We start from the raw sequence: 19,808 nt of genomic DNA, 5'->3' as shown, positions 1-19,808 counted from the left end.
GAAAGTAAAAGCCGCAATCTGGCCTGTAGGTTAAAAGAAAAGCCGTGACCAGAAAAACTGATCACGGCTTCGGATTATACTAAGTATACTTTGGCAAAAGTATACTTAATAGGGTTTCGCTGAGTGAGAATCCTGCTGCGCCTGCTCTACACCTGCCTCGCCGGTAACATTACCCAGCGGACCATCGGTGCCGGCAATCTTCGCCTGCTTCATCTTCATCAGTTCTTTGGTTGCCCGCTCGATGCGCTCTCTTACCAGGCGGCCATAGTTTTCGTCGGCCTGCGTAAAGTACTCCAGCATTTTCTCCTGAATGCGCTTGTCGCACTTGGCCAGGTCGTTGCCCAGGTTATTGATGAGTTCTTCGCGCTCCCAGTCCTCGAAGTTGCGGAACGTTTCACCGGCCTGCTTGAACGGATTGGCACGCTCGATGGGCTGTCGCACCAGGTTGGCTTCGTAGCGCGGCGTATAGTCCTTACCCGGCTTAGGCGCTTCCTGCAGCCCGCCAAGTATAGAGGGTTCGTAGTTTACGTGGATGTTCTGGCCTTCGGCAAAGTCGGTATCGAACGCCATCTGGCCGCCGCGCTGGTTGGTGGCTACGTGCGTCTTCGGCGCATTGATCGGCAACTGTAAATAGTTGGCTCCTACGCGGTAACGCTGGGTATCGGAATATGAGAAAGTACGGCCCTGCAGCATTTTATCATCCGAGAAATCGAGGCCATCTACCAGCACACCGGTACCGAAAGCAGAAAGCTCTACCTCGTTAAAATAATCTACAGGGTTACGGTTCAGCGTCATCTTGCCTACCGGGTACCACGGGAACTGCTCTTTTGGCCATAGTTTAGTATCGTCGAGCGGGTCGAAGTCGAGCTCCGGATGATCGTCGTCGCTCATGATCTGTACATTCAGTTCCCACTCCGGAAAATCGCCGCGTTCTATGGCTTCGTACAGGTCTTGGGTGGCGTGGTTAAAATTCTTGGCTTGTATCTCCTGCGCCTCCTTTTGCGTCAGGTTGCGGATGCCCTGCTTCATCGGCTCCCAATGGTACTTCACCAGCACGGCTTCGCCATCGGCATTCACCCACTTGTAGGTGTTCACGCCGGAGCCCTGCATCTGGCGGTACGTAGCCGGTATGCCCCAGGGCGAGTACAGGAACGTGATCATGTGGGTTGCCTCTGGCGTACCAGAGAAAAAGTCGAAAATACGTTCGGCGCTCTGGATGTTGGTTACCGGATCCGGTTTCTGCGAGTGGATCAGGTCCGGAAACTTCATGGCATCGCGGATAAAGAAGATCTTCAGGTTGTTGCCTACCAGGTCCCAGTTGCCGTCTTCGGTGTAGAATTTCACAGCAAAGCCTCGCGGGTCGCGGAGTGTTTCCGGGGAGTGGGTGCCGTGGCCTACCGTAGAGAAGCGCACAAACACCGGTGTTTCTTTGCCCTTCCTGAACACCTTGGCGCGGGTAAATTTCTCCACCGGGTCGTTGCCTACCATGCCGTAAGACTGGAACACACCATGCGCACCGGCTCCCCGCGCATGCACCACGCGCTCAGGCACACGCTCCCGGTCGAAGTGGGAGATCTTTTCGATGAAGTGGTAGTTCTCCATCGTGGCTGGTCCGCGGTTACCTACGGTGCGGATGTTCTGGTTATCGGTAACCGGGTGCCCCTGGCGGGTGGTGAGGGTGCTGCCGCCAGCTTTGCCGTTGCCTTGCTGACGTGTGTTGGATTTGGAGGCCTTTCTGTAAGCAGATCCGTTACCTGATGTCTTTTTATCTTTATCCATAAAAATATTGGTTTAATCTTAGCTTTGTTTTTACGACATTATCCCGATAGTGTTCATTATGAGCAGCTTGAAAAACGATCTTCTTCTATAACAGCCGATCATACGTCATTGTTATCTGCACCCGCTTTTCGATATGCTGCGATTAGGAAGTATGAGGAAGGCTGCGAACCCACACCTTTGGTATACTTAAAAGTGTCAGATCTAAAGCAGCCTTTTTGTTCATCTAAGCAAACAGGCAGTCCGGTAGTAGTTCAAAACTCTAAAAGGTAATTGCTGCACAGCGGCAACCGTTACAAAAGAGAGGAGTATCAATTTTTATTAACGTGTACATGCCAAGCCAGGTCCGGTGTAACAGATGGATAAGAAAATATAGCTTGCAAATCTTAAGTTAAAAGCAAAGGTCAAAGGCGGCAATCAGGTCACTGCTTTCGTATCTTACTTACCAACGTTGCATACCATAAAACCATGAAAATAACCGCATTAGAGCTGGAAGCTAACCTACTTCCCAGGCTGAAGAAATTCTATACTTCCGTGCTGGGTTTCCCTTTGATCTCAGAGGAAGAAAATTACTTTACGGTAGCAGTAGGAAGCAGCACACTCTCCTTCCGAAAAGCAACAAAAACATCTCAAGAAGGACCTTACCATTTTGCCTTCAACATTCCCGCTGGCAAAATAGAAGAAGCAGCTTCGTGGCTAAACAACCGGGCAGCAGCACTGTACCAGTCCGGAAGCGCAACCCCTGTGATACAGCACGAAGAATGGGGTGCCCAGGCCTTATACTTTTACGACCCTGACTTCAACATACTCGAGCTGATCTCCCACCGGAATGCACCAACCGCTGAGGGCGCTTTTGATGCAACACAAATACTAAGTATAGCAGAAGTGGGCCTGCCTGTACCTGATGTTACGGGGTGTGCCAATGAACTGAAAACACGGCTGCAGCTACAACGATGGAAAACCGCAAACGATAAATTTGAGGCAGTAGGTGATGAAGAAGGGATGTTTATCGTGGTGGAGGAACAGCGCCCGTGGTTCCCGACACTGAACCAAGCCATCCCAAAACCCATGCACGTTACGGTACAGACAGGCAACCCCGGAACATTAACGCTCGGCTCCAGCCAGGTTGTCCAGGCTGTATAAGCAAGGCCCCAAGTATGCTCCGATGTTCTTCTGAGAAGGCATGCCTTTTCAGGGATTTTTCAAACACTGTAGGCGCAGGCTCGTTTAAAAACAGAGTTAACCATGTTTATCCTAACAATTGAGCTATGAATAGAAACGAGCATTATTACGACCGAGAGAACCAGAACAGATCGTACGATCAGAACGAAGGAGATTATAACCTGTCTAATTACCTGAGCCGATACAACGCCACCCAGGGCAACTACTACGGCATGCCCGACCAGGAGCATGTATACCGCAATGTAAGCAGCAGCCAGGGATCTTACTATGGCAGCAACACACCGGGTCCGGTAGGTGGTTACGGGGCCAGCAGCCACCGTGGCGCTTTCGAGCAGCAGGGCAATCGCCGGCAGGGTGCACAACAGCACCAGAACCAGTGGGAAAATACGGGCTACAGCCACCGCGGCGAAGGCGACCGGGATAAGGATAATTACAATTCCGGCTCCGGAAGCAGAGACCACTACCGCTACGGCGACCCGAACCCATACATGAGCAACCAACGCAACGGCGGTTATGAGAGAACCCGTGGCACCGGCTGGCGCGAAGGCGGCGCTGATTACAACAACAACGAGCGCTACAGCCGCCAGGAGAACAGCTACCGCAACACGGGGCATGGCAGAAGGTTCGATCAGTATGGAACAGACGAGAACTATAACTATGCACACGGCTCCCAGACGGGCAGACGCAGCATAGAAAACAGCGAAAACCTCGACGACCGCTACTACGATCGTGGCGAGCATACCCGCGACAGAAGCCAGAACGACTATGGCAACTATTACGGCTCCAACTACGACAGCCGCAACCGTAACCGCGAAGGACGCAACGATAACTACTCGACCGGCAGCTACAGCTCTAACAAAGCCTACTTAGCCGATCACGGGCAAGACCGCGACGAAGGACTCTTCGACCACACCAGCGATAATTACCCAAGCCGCAGCCCGCGTGGCTATGGCCGTAAATCAGGCCCGGACTGGTCAGCCGACTCCCCGATCAGCAGCCAGGGACAAAGCGACCTGAGAGGATAAACCAACCCGTAAAATTGCAAAAGCCCACAACCATGGTTGTGGGCTTTTGTTTTTGGGAACGGTTACAACCCTTCTCTGTTCAAAGTATAGCTATACTTAATTGCTATCAGTACGTATCTGCAAAAAAGACTTTTACTATGCTGACACCTGCCCCTGCTTTCGCCATACTTATAGCGTTTATACTTCTCTTCGGTACTTCCTGCACCGTACCTACATCCCAACCCATTGGTGAGCCAACCGCGCTAGTAGAAACCTACTGGATACTGTACTCTATCAGTGAGGAAAAAATAGCTCCAGACGAAGGCACTCCCTGCTTCCTCAGGTTCGAGGCCAAGGACCGTGATGTAAAAGGTTTTGCCGGGTGCAACCGGTTTAGCGGGAAGTATAATTTGACCGGTGACAGGCTAAAGATCTATGAGCTTTCGGTAACCAGGATGTCGTGCCCGCACATGGAGCTGGAAAACTACCTGCTCAAAACGCTGGAAGAGGTTACAACCTACAGAATAGCAGGCGAAATTCTTACGCTTTACAAGGGCGACAAAGCCGTTGCCACCTTCCGTACCGGCAGTGCCGATGAACTCCCACAGGCAAGGTAACAGGTAAAGCTCCATAAGCTGTTCTTTTGTGCTATAGCAGGAAAAGTTAGCAGGTAAAAAGCTCCCTTTCCGCTCAGGAGAGGGCTAGGGTGAGCTTACCTAATTGGAACATCTGGAAATCGATTTGATTACATCTTCATTTCTTCCTGCTGGGTTTTCAGGAGCAGCTCATTAAACTTCTCAAGCAAGGCAATATACTTGCGTTGCAACTGCAGCAGCTCTGCTTCGCAGTCTTTCAACGTGTTGGGCTTAGGTGCTTCCTGCGGCTCGCCGTCGAAAGGCAATAGCAGGTTAGCCGGCGCTTGTGGCAAGGTTTCCTTTTTGATGCTCTTGTTCAGGTGCGGAAACTCCTTTGAGAAATCGTGGTGTATTACCTCGCCCAGGCGAAGTATAAAGCTATAGGGTATTGCCGATTCCTTAAACTTATTGTAGAGTGTTTTCCGGCTGATGCCCAGTTTGTCGGCTACTACGCTCATGGCGATGCCGCTTGTCTTTATAGCTTCTTTTATGATCTCTCCTCTATGCATATGCTTTGCACTTTGTGCCAGGTATGGATACACAAAAGTAGGCAATTACTGTGTACGATGTGTGTATGAAATCTCAAATTCCTGAGCAGCACAAGTATGATCTCAACCTCAATTCCTGAACAGCTTCTGACTCAAGTAGTAGTGCTATCATCTTGAAGACCATTGAAAAGGCCGGGCTGTCTGTTGGCACACCTTGGGCAATGGTGCAAAACCTAAAGAAAATCATAGCCAGTCATTTTCCTTGAGGTTGCTCAAAAGCAGCCGGATTTTCCATTCACTAACTAAAACCTACCTTTCACCATCCTTTGATATCCATTCGCCACTACCTTTCAAACATTTGTCCGGTTCAGCGATTGTTAACCGTAAGTATCGCACATCAAAAAATTTACAACTTAACAACAAAACTATGAAGAACTTATTCTTACAACCATCCGCTTTTTTGGCAGTTAGTACCCTGTTTGTTTTCAGTGCCTGCAGCGATGAGGAAGTCGCACCAGACGCCACAATGGCAGCCAAGCAGGTGCAGGAAAGTCATCGGTTAAACTCTCTGAACCAGAACAAAACCTACACCGTGGACATCATGCCGCTGAACAATTCCGGGGTAAGTGGCACTGCCACCTTGATGCTGGAAGGAGATATGCTGACCGTGCATGTACAGGCAACAGGGCTGGAGCCTGATGCGCTGCACCCACAACATATTCACGGCTTTAAAGACAAAAACAAGAATGCTGTTTGCCCGCCGATGTCGGCTGATACGGACAGAGACGGGCTCGTGGAGCTGGCAGAAGGCTTGCCATACTATGGTGATGTGCTGCTTTCGTTAACGCCGTTCTCAACTGCACCAGATGGCACCATCGATTATAAAATGACCTTTGATATTACTAAAAATATAGACCTGCTGCCGCTTCAGAACGATGTGATTGTACTGCACGGCATGACAGTAAATGGCACCTACGAAGCTACACTCCCCATCGCCTGCGGCCAGATCAGAACAATGAACAACGGTAAGTAAGCAACAGGCAATTATAAAGAATTAACCGCTCCTAATCCTTTAAAACGAAACAGGCCTTTGGTTTTCCAAAGGCCTGTTTTATATGCTGTAAAATTTATTTTAACAGTTTCTGATAATCAGGATTCCTGCTGATAAACTTCTTTACAACCGGGCAGGTAGCTACAATGAGTAGCCCGTTTTCTTCTGCATAGCACAGCCCGGCCTCGATCAGCTTGTTGGCTATCCCTTTGCCGCGCGCTGACTCCGGTACATACGTATGTGTAAAGTCCAGTGTATCGGGCGCCGGTTTGGAGTAGGCCAGTTCGGCATCGTCCTCTCCCATCTCTATTGTAAACTGTTGGTACTCTTCATCGTGAACTATCTTGATCTCCATCCTAGGTAAAAATTTAATCTGTACATACTCTAAACCACAGCACTGCTGCTCTTCCTTTCTACGATTCTTATTTTTTCCCGGCCTCGATCAACAGCACCACCGAACGACCGGCTACCGTTACCACCTCCTCGTGCTTATGGGTGCTGATGTTCTCATCTACCTTGCCTTCATGGGTGTCTAAAATCTTCACCCAACGTTGGCCATACTTCTTTTCCGGTAGCTTATACTCCAGCGGCTCGTGGTGCGCGTTAAAGATCACATAAAAGTTATCATCCACAATATGCTCCCCTTTCGGACCTTTGCTTCGCAGCCCGTGCCCGTTCAGGAACACCGCCATGGATTTGGCAAAATCATTGTTCCAGTGCTCTTCCGACATCTCGTCGCCCTCCGGCAGAAACCAAGCAATATCTTCTATACCGATCCCTTTGATAGGTTGCCCCTGGAACCAACCGCGGCGGCTGAAAACCGGGTGCTTACGGTAGAAATGAATCAGTTTCTGTGTGAAGCGGAGCAACTCTTTATCGGCAGCTTCCCAGTTTACCCAGGAAATTTCGTTGTCCTGGCAGTAAGCGTTGTTGTTCCCTTTCTGGGTGCGGCTTATCTCGTCGCCGGCCAGCAGCATCGGCACCCCCTGCGACAAAAACAGCGTGGTCAGGAAATTCCTCTTCTGTTGTTTTCGCAGCTTCTGTACTTCCGGGTCGTCTGTCGGGCCTTCCACGCCGCAGTTCCAGGAGCGGTTATGGCTCTCGCCGTCGTTGTTGTTTTCGCCGTTCGCTTCGTTGTGCTTCTCGTTGTAAGAAACCAGGTCGTTGAGCGTAAAGCCATCATGCGCTGTCACGAAGTTGATACTGGCAGTTGGCCTTCGGTAATCATCCCGGTACAGGTCGGAACTGCCGGTAAAGCGCTCGGCAAATTCGGCCAGCATACTTTCGGCTCCGCGCCAGTAATCGCGTATGCAGTCGCGGTATTTGCCGTTCCACTCGGTCCAGCCAGCCGGGAAGTTGCCCACCTGGTAACCGCCCTCACCAATATCCCAAGGCTCTGCGATCAGTTTTACCTGCGAGATAACAGGATCCTGGTGGATGATGTCGAAGAAAGAGCCCAGGCGGTCTACTTCGTGCAGTTCGCGTGCCAGCGTAGAGGCCAGGTCGAATCGGAACCCATCCACGTGCATTTCCAATACCCAGTAGCGTAGGCTGTCCATGATCAGGCGCAACACGCTCGGCATCATCGCGTTGAGCGTGTTACCCGTGCCGGTATAATCCATGTAATAACGTTTGTCTTCGGTAAGCCGGTAGTAAGAGGCGTTGTCGATACCCCTGAAAGAGAGCGTCGGGCCCATGTGATTGCCTTCTGCGGTATGGTTGTACACCACATCCAGGATCACTTCGATGCCCGCCTTGTGCAGCTCTTTCACCATGTTCTTGAACTCGATTACCTGCTCGCCCAGGGTGCCGCTGCTGGAGTAACGCACATCGGGGGCAAAGTAGCCGATGGAGTTATACCCCCAGTAGTTGGTCAAACCATTTTCATGCAGATGGCGGTCCGTCACAAAATGGTGCACGGGCAACAGTTCTATTGCCGTAATGCCCAGTTCTTTCAGATAATTGATAGTGGCCGGGTGCGCAATGGCGGCATAGGTACCGCGGATTTCTTCCGGAATATCGGGGTGCAGCTTTGTAAATCCTTTTACATGCGTTTCATAAATAACCGACTTGTGGTACGGGATCTTCGGAGACTTATCGTTTCCCCAGTCAAAATTAGGGTCGACCACCACAGACTTCGGTATAAAAGGAGCACTGTCGGTCTTGCTCATACTGATGTCTTCCTTCGGGTTGCCGATGTCGTAGCTAAACAGGGCATCGTGCCACTCGATGGTACCCGACACTGCCTTTGCATAAGGATCGATCAGGAGCTTGTTTGGGTTGAAACGGTGCCCGTTATGCGGCTCGTAAGGCCCGTGTACCCGGTAACCGTACAGCTGCCCCGGCTTTAGCTCCGGCACGTAAGTATGCCATACGTGGTGTGTCCGCTCGGTCAGTTTAACTTTTGCATATTCTTTCTCGTCGGTGGTGCTGTTAAACAGGCACAACTCCACCGCTGTTGCATTTTCAGAATACAGTGCAAAGTTCACTCCGTTTCCATCCCATGTGGCGCCCAGCGGAAAAGGGCTGCCCGGGTATACTGTAATATTTTCTTTCGTCATATAAAGCTAACCTAATAGCGGTTGTGATACTATTTTAAATTTTAAATAAAGGTTAACTCATGTACGGAAAATACAAAAGGTAGTCTGTTGAGTTAAAAAGTATAGCATGATTTGACTGTGGGAGCACTGGAAGAGGAAAGTACGAAGTAGTACAAAATGGCCTACAGCAGCTCCGTTTGAGGAGAACCATTCCGGCAAGTATAACTGCCTCTTGCCCTTGTTGCGTACTATACGTGCAAGCCATGAAACCTATGAGAAAGCAAGCGATTGTTGGTGTGGATATCGGCACGACCAGTACCAAAGCTGTAGCTTTCGGCATAACGGGACATGTGCTTTTTCAGGAAGCAAAAGAATACCCCCTCCTAAGCCCAGGGCCGGGTACGGCAGAACTAGACCCGGAACAGGTATTGGAGGCTGTGCTGGAAACCTTAGGTGCAGTAATCAGATTATTGCACCAGGCAGCTTATAAGCTGGAGGGTGTCAGCTTCAGCAGTGCCATGCACGGGCTGATGGCTGTCGATGCCCACGGGAACAAGCTTACCAACCTGATCACCTGGGCCGATACCCGCAGCAGAGAGTATGTTGCTAAACTCAAAAGCACAGACGCAGGACACCACCTTTACCTGCATACCGGCACGCCGCTGCACCCCATGTCGCCTTTGTTCAAGCTGTGCTGGCTCCGCGACCATCAACCGGAAATTTTCCGGAAAGCAGGCAAATTCATCGGTATAAAAGAGTATGTGCTGTTCCGGCTTTTCGGGAAGTATAAAACGGATTATTCGGTGGCTTCGGCTACGGGCTTGTTCAATCTCTTTAACTTGGACTGGCACCCGGAAGCCCTCAAGATAGCAGGTATCACCAAAGAACAGTTGCCCGAGCCCGTACCGCCTACCTATTCTTTCCGGAACCTGAACGCTTCCTATGCTACGCTCCTGCAACTGCCGCCTGAGGTTCCGTTTATCATCGGGGCCAGCGACGGATGCCTGGCCAACTTAAGTGCACATGCGGTGCGGGCCGGCGAGGCCGTGGTAACCATTGGCACCAGCGGCGCCATTCGGGTGATGGCCAATAAGCCTGTTACTGATTTGCAGGAGCGGCTCTTCAGTTATGTGCTCAACGAGCACCATTACGTGATCGGGGGCTCGGTGAACAACGGCGGCGTAGCCCTGCGCTGGTTCCGCGACAACTTTTATACTTCCGAAACGGCTGCAGCCCGGCAACAAGATATTGATACGTATGCCCTGCTCTGCGACAAAGCAGCCACCATACCCGCCGGAGCAGACGGCCTCTTGTGTCTGCCTTACCTGCTGGGTGAGCGCGCCCCTATCTGGGATGCCGCAGCCCGCGCCTGTTTTATCGGGGCACACTATACCCATACCCGCGAACACTTCCTGAGGGCGTTGATGGAAGGGGTGATCTTCACCATTTACCACGTTGGGAGAGCACTGGAACAAACCAACGGGCCGGTTGCCTGCCTGTATGCGAACGGCGGTTTTTCCAGATCCGAAGTATGGGTGCAGATGCTGGCAGATGTTTTCAACAAAGAGGTACACCTGACGGAATCCCCGGAGGGCTCTGCTTTTGGCGCTGCCCTACTGGGAATGCACGCGCTGGGTATACTTGAAAAACTGGAGGACGCCGGAAGTATGATCCGGGTAAAAAAGACGTATAAACCCGACCCTGAGCTTCACCAGCTCTACATGCAGAGCTATACCTTGTTCGAGTCGCTATACCCCAAACTGAAGGACACATTTGGCCAGATCGCCAACTTTCATCCGGGTACAACTATCGCTAAGCGAACAGAGTAATCAAGTATATACTTCAGGCCTGACCAGCCATACCTGTAACCTCTTTAAAAAAAACACCATGCAAATAGGACTGATCGGACTTGGCAAAATGGGCTACAACCTTGCCCTCAACCTTCGCGACCACAAGCACCACGTTACGGCCTTCGACATCGCCATCGAAAACATAGACCGTGCTGCCGCGGAAGGTATCACACCGGCATATACGATCCCGGAACTAGCCCAGCAACTGTCCGGCCGAAAAGTGATCTGGATCATGGTGCCTGCCGGTGCCGCAGTCGATACGGTGATCTCCCAGCTGCTGCCGCACCTGAACCCCCAGGACATCCTCATCGATGGCGGCAATTCCAACTACAAAGACTCTGTCCGGAGAGCCGAACAGCTCAAAGCTACGGATATGTATTTTCTGGATTGTGGTACCAGCGGAGGCCTGAGCGGGGCACGGAACGGCGCCTGCACCATGGTAGGTGGCGAGCCCGAAGCGTTTCAATATTGCGAGGAAATTTTCAGGGATGTGTCGGTTGAAAACGGGTATCTGTATGTGGGCAAGCCGGGCAGCGGCCACTTTGTGAAGATGATCCACAACGGCGTGGAGTATGGCATGATGCAGGCCATTGCCGAAGGATTTGAGCTGCTGCACAAAAGCGAGTATAACATCAACTACAAGGAGGTAGCGCGTGTCTGGAACCATGGTTCGGTGGTGCGGAGCTGGCTGATGGAACTGGTCGAGAATGCCTTCCGCAAAGACCCGCAGTTATCGGCCATCAAGGGCATCATGTACTCTTCCGGTGAAGGAAAATGGACCCTGGAAACAGCCCTGGACATGCAGGTGGCCACCCCCGTGATCGCGCTCTCGCTGCTGATGCGCTACCGCTCGCTCGAAACCGATACGTTCACCGGCAAAGTTGTGGCGGCCCTGCGCAACGAGTTTGGAGGGCACCAGGTAGACAAAGCAGACTAAATGGCTTGCTCCTTTGCCTGCGGCTGGTCGTATAAAGTATAAAACAGAGCGGAGGATGTGATGGAAAGAGACAGATCAATGCCGGAAACAAATTTTATAACCATAAACCTGGGGAGCGGCGACGTACGGTCGGTGCTAATGCTGGACCTGAACAAGCTTTGCTACGTTACCTACAAACCGGAAACCGGCAGCCAGACAGCCAAGTTGGTGCTGGATTTCGGAGCTTCTCAGAAAATGTTTGAAAAAGCCGAAGCAGAGCAGGCCTACACCGAGTTGGTGAAGCACCTGGGGAATGACAGGTGAGGCTAGTTGAGACAGGTTAAAACAAAAACAGCGAAGGCTCCCACGATGAGGAGCCTTCGCTGTGAAAATTAACTTTTCAACTTTTAGCCATGCTTTTATACGGAGGCAGTTTAGCGGTTGTTACAAAAGGCTGAAATATTTTTGCATTTTTTTTAGAAACCTGCGTTCAGGGCAATTTCCCTCTCTTCTCCATACTTTACGCATGCTGCCCTTGTCCTCCTTTCTTCCGTAAAGTCTTACTTTATACTTAAATTTGCATTCATGTATACACGAGAACAGGCTTCACAGCTCCGGCAGGCTTTCTGGACCGCATTCGGACAATACCTATCCCCGCACCTCTCCGCCGAAGGCCTGAAGACCAACTGGTCGAACTATAAAACCGGTATCAAGCATGTATACTTCCGCATGCAAGCAGAAAAGAAATCGGCTTCCATCGCCATCGAACTCACGCACCCCGACCTGGAAATACAGCAGTTATACTTTGAGCAATTTGAGGAACTCAGAACTTTACTGCACGAGTCCCTGGGGGAAGAATGGGAATGGGACCTGCACACTACCGATGAAAACGGCCGCACCGTAAGCCGCATTTACAAGGAAATAGCCCCTGCCAACGTGTTCAACAAAGACGACTGGCCTACACTGATCTCGTTCTTTAAACCCCGCATCATTGCGCTGGATGAATTCTGGAGCGACGCCAAGTATAGCTTTGATAGTTTAAAGTAGAATTCGCCGGCTCTCACGGTCGCCAAAATATGGGATCAGTTTAGACTTACCAAGTATAGTCTATACTTGCATCAGAGGATATAATGCCGGGCCAAGGCTGTGAATCCGGCGATCTGCTGTTCACGCCAGGTTTCGTCTTTTTGCAGCTCCAGGGAGAGCAGGCGGGCTACTTCGGGGGCTGCTGCCAGTGCAGCGCGGGCGTCCAAAAATAACAGCCTTACCCTGCGTGCCAGCACATCTTCTACAGTCCGCGCCATCTCTTTGCGGGCGGCCCATACTACTTCGGCTTTGGTATAGGGGAAATCCGGATGAAGCTTCTGTGCGAGTTCCGGCTCCTGCTGCATCAGTTGCTGTATGGCAGGCATATCGGCTCCGTAAAGGGCTAAATGGCTGTTGCAGTGCACAAACGGTTTGTTTCCATGTATAGGATGTGACTGGGTGGTACACGGCTTGGGCAATAACTTACCAGCCTTAATAGCGGCATCGACCGTGCGCTCTGCCATCAGCCGGAAAATGGTCCATTTGCCACCGGTAATGGTTACCAGCCCGGATGCAGTTACCATCACTTTAAAGTTGCGGGATATTTCCTTTGTCGATTGCCTTTTGCCCTGCTGAGCGGCCAAGGGCCGTAAGCCTGCAAACACAGAGCACACATCCTTTCTGGTGGGTTTCCGGGTAAGATACTGGCCGGCTGTATCAAGTATAAAATTAATTTCTTCTTCCAACGCCTGAGGCTCCAGTTCAACTTTTCTGCGCAGGGTATCGGTGGTACCTACCAGCACTTTGTTGTGCCAGGGCACGGCAAAAAGCACGCGCCCGTCAGCCGTTTTAGGGATCAGCAATGCATTGTCGCCGGGCAGGAAAGAGCTGTCCAGCACGACGTGCACGCCCTGGCTGGGGCGCACCAGCGGTTCGGCCTGCGGGTTTTCCATCCGGAGTATGGCATCTACAAACACGCCGGTTGCGTTCACCACTGTTTTGGCCTTCAGCAGGTAGGTACTATCGTTCTCGGTTTCCCGTGCCTGTACGCCGCTTACGCGACCGGTATCATCTTTCAGCAGGCCCACTACCTGCATGTAGTTCAGCACACAGGCGCCGTTATCCACGGCCGTTTGTGCCAGATACACTGCCAGGCGGGTATCATCGAACTGCGCGTCGTAATATACAATGCCTCCTTTCAGCCCTTTTGTTTCGATGACAGGCAAGGCTTCAATTGTTTTCTCTTTGCTGATCCTCCGGGAGGCTCCTAGGCTCAGCTTTCCGGCCAGCACGTCATAAAGCCTTAACCCTATTGTATAGAAAGGGCCGTCCCACCAGTTATAGTATGGGATCACAAAGGCTTGCCTTCTAACGACGTGCGCTGCATTTTTTAGCAACAAACCCCGTTCGCGTAAGGCCTCCAGCACCAGCGCCACTTTGCCCTGGGCCAGATAGCGCACCCCTCCATGGATCAGCTTTGTGCTTCTGCTGGAGGTGCCTTTGGCAAAGTCTGCTTGTTCTAGCAACAGTGTTCTGTAGCCTCGTATGGCCGCATCCATGGCAACGCCCAAACCAGTTGCGCCACCCCCGATCACAATGATGTCCCAACTTATGTGAGGGTCATGCAGCTGTTCCAGTAATTTTGTACGGTTCATGTTGGTGCTACTTTCTTTAAGTAAGTACAGCGGCTCGCCTGTAGTAAGTAGGTAGGATTATGAGCATTTATACTGGAACCAACGACGCCAGGTTATTTATACAACCACAGAATAATACAAAAAGAAATTTTAGTGCCCTTTACGTGCAGCATTCAACATAAAACGGGATACCAGCGGCTTCCGGTTAAACACTGGCAAGCATAATTACGTACTACAGCTTCTGTTTTAGCTTATTTCCCTTGAGAAAATATTTTTAATGTTTACAGCATACCAAAGGAAATAATCTCGTATTCAGTAGTTACCTGTAACAACGAAATCTTGCTATGCAAAGAAGAAGTGCAAAGAAGGCGATAAAGGATACACTGGAAGTAGAGCTAAGTGAACGGGAGTCTCACGAGCTGTATTACAGGATCTGTAACTACTTGCTAGACAACGACGACAAATGTTATATAAGTGTGATCAGGTATAAGTACCTGCTCCTTTGCGACGAGATCAGCAGCAATGTGAGCGACTACCTGGTAATGGAGCAACTGTTGGAAAAGATGAAAGAAAAACATCCGCTCATGCTCTCTGCACTTACCTATATTGTTTGTTATAAATCATAGGGTTATTATCAGCATCCCTATGATTTATAACAGCTTCACCCTTATACCTTCAGTCTCCTTTCCTTATCTGTGTTCGGCATAGTCATATCGCCAACCTTTATACTTGCTTAAGCTTTTCCTAAGGCTTTATCAGCAGCTTTATTGCCTGCGAAGTGGATGCGGTGGAGAGTCGCAACAGGTAAATTCCACCAGGCAATCCGGTCGCCTCTATTACATGCTCCTGTCGCTGCCTGGCCTCTGCCCTGCTACTTGCAATGTGGCGCACCAGCGCTCCCTTCAGGTCATAGAGTTCCAGCGTATAAGCTTCCTCAAAAGGCAGTGTGAAGGAAGTTATCGCACGATCGGAGAAGGCAGTCGGGTAGACAGTAAGGGTTTGTTCCGGCTCCAATAACGCCAGCTCCTGGCTCAGTTGTTCGGCTTCTGAGGCCAACAAATCCAGCGGACGGCCCAACGGTCGATGAATGACGATCTGACCTCTAGAGATGGCAGTAGAAGCTATTGCCCCTTCGCCTGCACCGGTTTGCAGGTCATATGCGATCTCTCCTGTAGCTAGATTCCATACTTTCACCCGAAGGCGGTCCTGCAGCCTTCCCTGCGCCAGGTCTCCGTCTACAGCCGAAACAAGAAATCCGTAGCCCACCTGCCCATTAAGCATGCCTTGCCCGGTATAGTTTGCCCTGTTGCCCGCTATAACTAGACGCATGGGCGTATGTTGGCTGCTTCGAAAATCCAGGCCTGCGGTACTCAGCCTGAAGGCTGTTTGCCCCTGTACGGAACGTCCATCGCGGCCATACCAGGCAGCAAAGGCAAAATAGGCACGACCCGTCTGCTGCATTGGCTCCAACGGTATGGCAACAGGCGACTCAAGCCAACCAGCACCTACTACAAAACCTGCATTCGGATCAAAAACAGCCACTGTCAGCGAGGTATCCTGTACAGTGCAGCTGACCCCGGCACTATAGCTGGCTCTTACCTCATACACGCATGCGCTAGCTGGCCAAGCAACGGATATTTTATCGCTGCCCTGCCCGCTTAAAGCTATACTTTCCTCTCCGGTTACAGCCCAGGTAAACAAGGTAGCACCAGCACCCGTTAAGCTATACTCAAAGCGCTGTGGTGTACCGGCACGTATGGCTATTTGTCCGGCAATGGCTCTGGCCGCAACAGGTACACAAGCAGCCCCCTGCCTGTATTTGATCGTCAGTAAATCCAGGAAGGTACGGGTGGAGTAGCTGCTGCCTGCAACGTAAATATTGCTCTTCGCATCAACTGCAATATCATTACCGCTATCATCAATTCCTGCCGTGAGTGCTGTCCATTGAGGTGTTCCGTCTTCTCCTTTATACTTTAGCGTAGCCGCAACGCCTGCTCTGCCACCATCACGGTCCATAATCTGTTGCCCGGTTACGTACACATCCCCAGCCTTATCCACCGCCAGCGCAGCGGCATTAGAAATGGTATTCCTTTCTCCGAACCGTTGCACCCAGCGTTGCGCTCCGTCAACAGCATTATACTTTACAGTGGCATAATCTGCATACAACAGCTGCCCCGCCACATAAGAATAGCTGTAACCGGTCACGTATACACCGCCCTTATCATCTACTGCCATGTCTTTTACAACAGCGGTCTCATTAGCCGTTTTGTAGTCCGACAGCCACAGCTGCTTTCCGTCAGTGGCCGTGTACCTGATGGTAGTATACTTCACGAGCGTATCGGCACCAGTGCTTTGTCCGGCCACGTATACGTCCTGGTTGTTGGCAACTGCAATCCGGACTGCCGCATCAAAACCAACTCCGCCATCGTAACGAGCCAGCCAGAGTTGTTCTCCGTTGGCGGCGTTGTACTTCAGCGTAGCAAAGTCTTTCCCATTGTAATCGTCCGGCTGAAAAGCTGCGCCACCGGTTACGTACACGCCACCGGCACTATCAGCTGCTATGGCATAGGCTTCATCGCTCAGGTTCAGGCCACCGTCAAATCGTGTTACCCATACCTGTGCACCGGTTTCAGCATCATACTTAATCGTAGCGTAATCGCTGTTGGAGGTAGCGCCAACCTTTTTGTAGCTCATCCCAGTTACGTATACCCCACCACTACCGTCCAGGGCAAGTCCGAGGGCACTGTCAAATTCCTTATCTCCGCTATCGTAAAACGACTCCCACACCACTGCACCGTCCGCTGCCTGTAGCTTCATTGTCAGGTAATCGGCTGTTCCCTGGTCGCCGGCACTGCCTGTTATATAAATGCCGCCGGCATCATCCAGTGCAATAGCAGATGGCCTGTCTTCTGATCCTTTATCGACCCTTTTCTCCCACAATACTTCGCCCGTCGGAGCGTAGGCAACTATAACCAGATCGATGCCTGTTCCCACGCTAAATTCCATGAAACTGATACCCGCCACATAAGTATTACCAGTCTCATCTACTGCGACTACTATAGCAGTCTCGTTTGCGTTATCAAGTGCTTCATATCTATTTACTTCCGGTTGGCCTCCCGTAGCTGCCGCGTATCTCAGCAACACGTAATCGCTGTTTGCAAAGCCTTCATTAAAGGCGGAGCCTGCCACAAAAACATTACCATTGCTGTTCAAGTGGATATTGAGATTGCCCCTGGACAGGCTCACCCTGTAAAAATCTCTCCATTGGGTAGATCCTGAAGCAGCATTGTAGCGGATGGTGGTATAACCGGTATTGTGCAGCTGATCGCCACTTATACCTGCTACATATACATCGTTTGCCTTACCAACGGCCATGGTACGAGACGTGATATAACCTGCGCCGGGTGGTTTCGGATGTTTGTTTTCCCAAAGTTGCTGTCCGCTTGCTGCACTATATTTGACTGTAAGAAGCGCATCGTGCAACATACTACCTTGATAACTACTTCCTGTTATGTATACACCACCGGCATCATCTGTTACAATGGCATTGGACTCGTAACCGTTGCTGTTCCTGGAGGTCCAAAGCTGCTCTCCGCTGCTGTTGCTATACTTTATCGTAACAAGGCCTTCGTCTGCCACTGTGCCTCTGCGTGTTCCGGTAACGTACACATCGCCTGCGCTGTCCAGCGCCATGGCCCTGGCATCGTTTTCCACTGTGGAGGTGGTATCGCCGGTGTAGCGTGCTTCCCACAGGCTGGCGCCTGTGGCAGCATCGAACTTTACCGTGGCGTAAGAATACACCGGCAAAGCAGGCCCGTGCCCAACATGATACAGAAACTTCAGGAAGCTTCGCCCGGTAACAACTACACCTCCCTTCTCATCTACCACAATAGCACGGGCTATGTCTGTTTCACTGCCGCCGCTGCTGCCTACCGCTCCGGTATAGCGTGCGCTCCAGATCCGGCTACCGGTGCGGGCATCAAACTTAAAGGTCCGGTAGCTGGTACCGGTCAGGTAAACGCCGCCGGATCGGTCTGCGGTGATGGCAGCCGGCTCAAAGACTTCATTTTCAACAGAAAATGTCGTGTTCCAGACCTGTGCACCGTCTGCTGTATTCAACCTGAAAAGTATAACCTTCTGGTTTATTTCAAGATCGCTAGTCTGGATTTGCCTGACACCCGAGACGTACACCCCACCTGATTCATCTACAGCTATACCATACGCCACCTCACTATACTCAAAGATATCGCGGGAGCTGTCTGCTACAAACGTGTTGCTCCAGAGTACTTCTCCGGATGGCGCATACTTTACCGTAAGAATTTCTCCGTGTTCCCGGCTTGCACCGAACCGGAAAGCAGGTGCTCCATAGCTGGTTCCTGTCAGGTATAGGTTGCCTTCCTTGTCCATGGCAGAAGATTGGAAATATTCCTTGCTCTGCCCCTGTCCGTTATAACGCTGCTCCCATTCGGCAGCCACCTTTTGTGCAATGGCAGGTGCTACATTAAAATAAAGTATGAGTGAAGGTAGAAAGAGCAGGAAACGTTGCAACAACATCCCCTTTAGAAAATTGGGTAAAATACTGATCATGGTGTAACATGGATTAGAGCCGAATCAGATCAAAAATAGCCAAGAGGGATTCCATCACCTGAAGGGCAGGTGTGGCGGTAGAAAAGAATTGGGGTGGCAGCTGCTGATTATAGCAGGTGCAAACAGACGCCTTAACAGAGAGGCGCAAGCCATCACCACATTATCCGTAGTATGCGAGCCTCTGTTAATATGTAAGCTTATCAAAAAGAAAAGTTGCCAGATATAGCGTGCATAGACCTACGGCATGCAAAACTACACCTGGTCAGGGGGAAGAATTTGTGTAAGAGAATCAGAGGGGCGCTTTTAAACTAGCGCCGCATGTTGTTTTTCTTCTTCAAAGGCTCCAGCAGGTAGCCTAGCCCGTTGATCTTGATCTCGTAGAGTGTGGCCAGCTGCATGCCCAACTTGCCCGGTGGAAAGCCCTCCCGGCTGAACCACTCCAGGTAAGAAACAGGCAGGTCGCAAAGTATGGTATCTTTATACTTCCCGAAAGGCATCTTCGCCTTTACCAGGTCAAGCAGTATCCCTGTGTTCGGCTGGTCCGCTAACTCCATACTTAGGCCTTTATCATTTTAATGTGATCGATGCCGTCCTCGTCGTATACGTCGCTGGACTGCACAAAGCCAAACGATTCGTAGAAGCCCTTTGCATACAGCTGAGCTCCGATTTTTATCGGCCCTGTGCCAAACAACCTGTAACACTCCTCAATGGCCATGTCGACCAACACTTTCCCGACGCCGGTTCCGCGTACCAAGGGGCTGGTCACGATCCTGCCGATCGACATCTCGGGGTAAGATACGCCCGGCGGCACAAGGCGGGCAGTTGCCACGAGCGTTCCATCCTGGTAAAACAGGATATGATGGCAAAGCTGGTCTTTATCGTCCATGTCGAGGAACACGCAGTTCTGCTCCACCACAAATACTTCGCTCCTCACCCGGAGCATGTCGTAGAGTTCGTTGGCAGATAATTCGTTGAAAGCTTTGCAAATTTTAGTAAGTGCCATGCAGTAATCCAAATAAAGTAAAAGCTACGTACCAGGCGTAGCGCAGGCAAATATACAGCAGCCGGTCTGTTTTTGCGGTGCCAAAGCCACTTAAAATAAATGCACCATTCCTCCTC

17 protein-coding genes are annotated in these 19,808 nt (G+C 51.0%); 9 read left to right on the top strand and 8 right to left on the bottom strand.

Annotated features, from left to right (window positions below):
• Window positions 1-105: 105 nt before the first annotated feature.
• Entirely contained in the window at window positions 106-1,779 is a 1,674-nt protein-coding gene (locus MJ611_RS12320; RefSeq protein ID WP_250430119.1) for a catalase, read from the bottom strand.
• 465 nt (window positions 1,780-2,244) lie between these two features.
• Between MJ611_RS12320 and MJ611_RS12315 the strand changes: the two genes are divergently transcribed.
• The 3 genes from MJ611_RS12315 to MJ611_RS12305 all read left to right on the top strand — a co-directional run bounded on the left by MJ611_RS12315 (window position 2,245) and on the right by MJ611_RS12305 (window position 4,579).
• Entirely contained in the window at window positions 2,245-2,919 is a 675-nt protein-coding gene (locus MJ611_RS12315; protein WP_250430118.1) for a VOC family protein, read from the top strand.
• 125 nt (window positions 2,920-3,044) lie between these two features.
• Window positions 3,045-3,983 (top strand): hypothetical protein, encoded by a 939-nt coding sequence (locus MJ611_RS12310; protein ID WP_250430117.1) that lies wholly within the window; start codon window positions 3,045-3,047, stop codon window positions 3,981-3,983.
• 137 nt (window positions 3,984-4,120) lie between these two features.
• A complete protein-coding gene (locus MJ611_RS12305) occupies window positions 4,121-4,579 on the top strand; it encodes an META domain-containing protein (RefSeq protein ID WP_250430116.1) in 459 nt (152 codons plus the stop codon).
• A 128-nt stretch (window positions 4,580-4,707) separates the two neighbouring features.
• On the opposite strand, the gene MJ611_RS12300 is transcribed toward MJ611_RS12305, so the two are convergent.
• Window positions 4,708-5,106 carry a helix-turn-helix domain-containing protein gene (locus tag MJ611_RS12300; RefSeq protein ID WP_250430115.1) on the bottom strand — a complete coding sequence of 133 codons (399 nt, stop codon included), beginning with the start codon at window positions 5,104-5,106 and terminating at the stop codon, window positions 4,708-4,710.
• A gap of 406 nt (window positions 5,107-5,512) precedes the next feature.
• Here MJ611_RS12300 and MJ611_RS12295 point away from each other — a divergent pair, with 406 nt between their 5' ends.
• Window positions 5,513-6,118 carry a superoxide dismutase family protein gene (locus tag MJ611_RS12295; protein ID WP_250430114.1) on the top strand — a complete coding sequence of 202 codons (606 nt, stop codon included), beginning with the start codon at window positions 5,513-5,515 and terminating at the stop codon, window positions 6,116-6,118.
• Between the two features lie 94 nt (window positions 6,119-6,212).
• On the opposite strand, the gene MJ611_RS12290 is transcribed toward MJ611_RS12295, so the two are convergent.
• Window positions 6,213-6,491: a GNAT family N-acetyltransferase gene (locus tag MJ611_RS12290; RefSeq protein ID WP_250430113.1), complete on the bottom strand. Its 279-nt coding sequence runs from the start codon at window positions 6,489-6,491 to the stop codon at window positions 6,213-6,215.
• 67 nt (window positions 6,492-6,558) lie between these two features.
• A complete protein-coding gene (glgX, locus tag MJ611_RS12285) occupies window positions 6,559-8,697 on the bottom strand; it encodes a glycogen debranching protein GlgX (RefSeq protein ID WP_250430112.1) in 2,139 nt (712 codons plus the stop codon).
• A 251-nt stretch (window positions 8,698-8,948) separates the two neighbouring features.
• Here glgX and MJ611_RS12280 point away from each other — a divergent pair, with 251 nt between their 5' ends.
• From MJ611_RS12280 to MJ611_RS12265, 4 genes are all read left to right on the top strand, one after another.
• Window positions 8,949-10,505, top strand: coding sequence for a gluconokinase (locus MJ611_RS12280; protein WP_250430111.1), 1,557 nt, complete (start codon window positions 8,949-8,951; stop codon window positions 10,503-10,505).
• 58 nt (window positions 10,506-10,563) lie between these two features.
• Window positions 10,564-11,463: a phosphogluconate dehydrogenase (NAD(+)-dependent, decarboxylating) gene (gnd, locus tag MJ611_RS12275; RefSeq protein WP_250430110.1), complete on the top strand. Its 900-nt coding sequence runs from the start codon at window positions 10,564-10,566 to the stop codon at window positions 11,461-11,463.
• A gap of 60 nt (window positions 11,464-11,523) precedes the next feature.
• The gene (locus MJ611_RS12270) at window positions 11,524-11,766 is read left to right on the top strand and encodes a hypothetical protein (RefSeq protein ID WP_250430109.1); all 243 of its coding nucleotides are present in this window, start codon (window positions 11,524-11,526) and stop codon (window positions 11,764-11,766) included.
• 261 nt (window positions 11,767-12,027) lie between these two features.
• Complete coding sequence (locus MJ611_RS12265; protein WP_250430108.1) at window positions 12,028-12,489, top strand: DUF4268 domain-containing protein; 462 nt, start codon at window positions 12,028-12,030, stop codon at window positions 12,487-12,489.
• Window positions 12,490-12,560: 71 nt separating this feature from the next.
• Here MJ611_RS12265 and MJ611_RS12260 read toward each other — a convergent pair whose 3' ends face one another.
• Window positions 12,561-14,123 (bottom strand): glycerol-3-phosphate dehydrogenase/oxidase, encoded by a 1,563-nt coding sequence (locus MJ611_RS12260; RefSeq protein WP_250430107.1) that lies wholly within the window; start codon window positions 14,121-14,123, stop codon window positions 12,561-12,563.
• A 323-nt stretch (window positions 14,124-14,446) separates the two neighbouring features.
• Between MJ611_RS12260 and MJ611_RS12255 the strand changes: the two genes are divergently transcribed.
• A complete protein-coding gene (locus MJ611_RS12255) occupies window positions 14,447-14,728 on the top strand; it encodes a hypothetical protein (protein WP_250430106.1) in 282 nt (93 codons plus the stop codon).
• 118 nt (window positions 14,729-14,846) lie between these two features.
• On the opposite strand, the gene MJ611_RS12250 is transcribed toward MJ611_RS12255, so the two are convergent.
• The 3 genes from MJ611_RS12250 to MJ611_RS12240 form a co-directional block, all read right to left on the bottom strand.
• Window positions 14,847-18,689, bottom strand: a complete 3,843-nt coding sequence (locus MJ611_RS12250; RefSeq protein WP_250430105.1) for an SBBP repeat-containing protein — start codon at window positions 18,687-18,689, stop codon at window positions 14,847-14,849.
• Window positions 18,690-18,997: 308 nt separating this feature from the next.
• Entirely contained in the window at window positions 18,998-19,243 is a 246-nt protein-coding gene (locus MJ611_RS12245; protein WP_250430104.1) for a DUF3820 family protein, read from the bottom strand.
• A gap of 2 nt (window positions 19,244-19,245) precedes the next feature.
• Window positions 19,246-19,692, bottom strand: a complete 447-nt coding sequence (locus tag MJ611_RS12240) for a GNAT family N-acetyltransferase (protein WP_250430103.1) — start codon at window positions 19,690-19,692, stop codon at window positions 19,246-19,248.
• Window positions 19,693-19,808 lie beyond the last annotated feature (116 nt).

The sequence above is a fragment of the Pontibacter ruber genome, assembly GCF_023630205.1.
Classification (GTDB): Bacteria; Bacteroidota; Bacteroidia; order Cytophagales; family Hymenobacteraceae; genus Pontibacter; species Pontibacter ruber.
The sequence above is the reverse complement of the archived record's forward strand: the minus strand, read 5'-3'. Positions and strand labels throughout refer to the sequence as shown.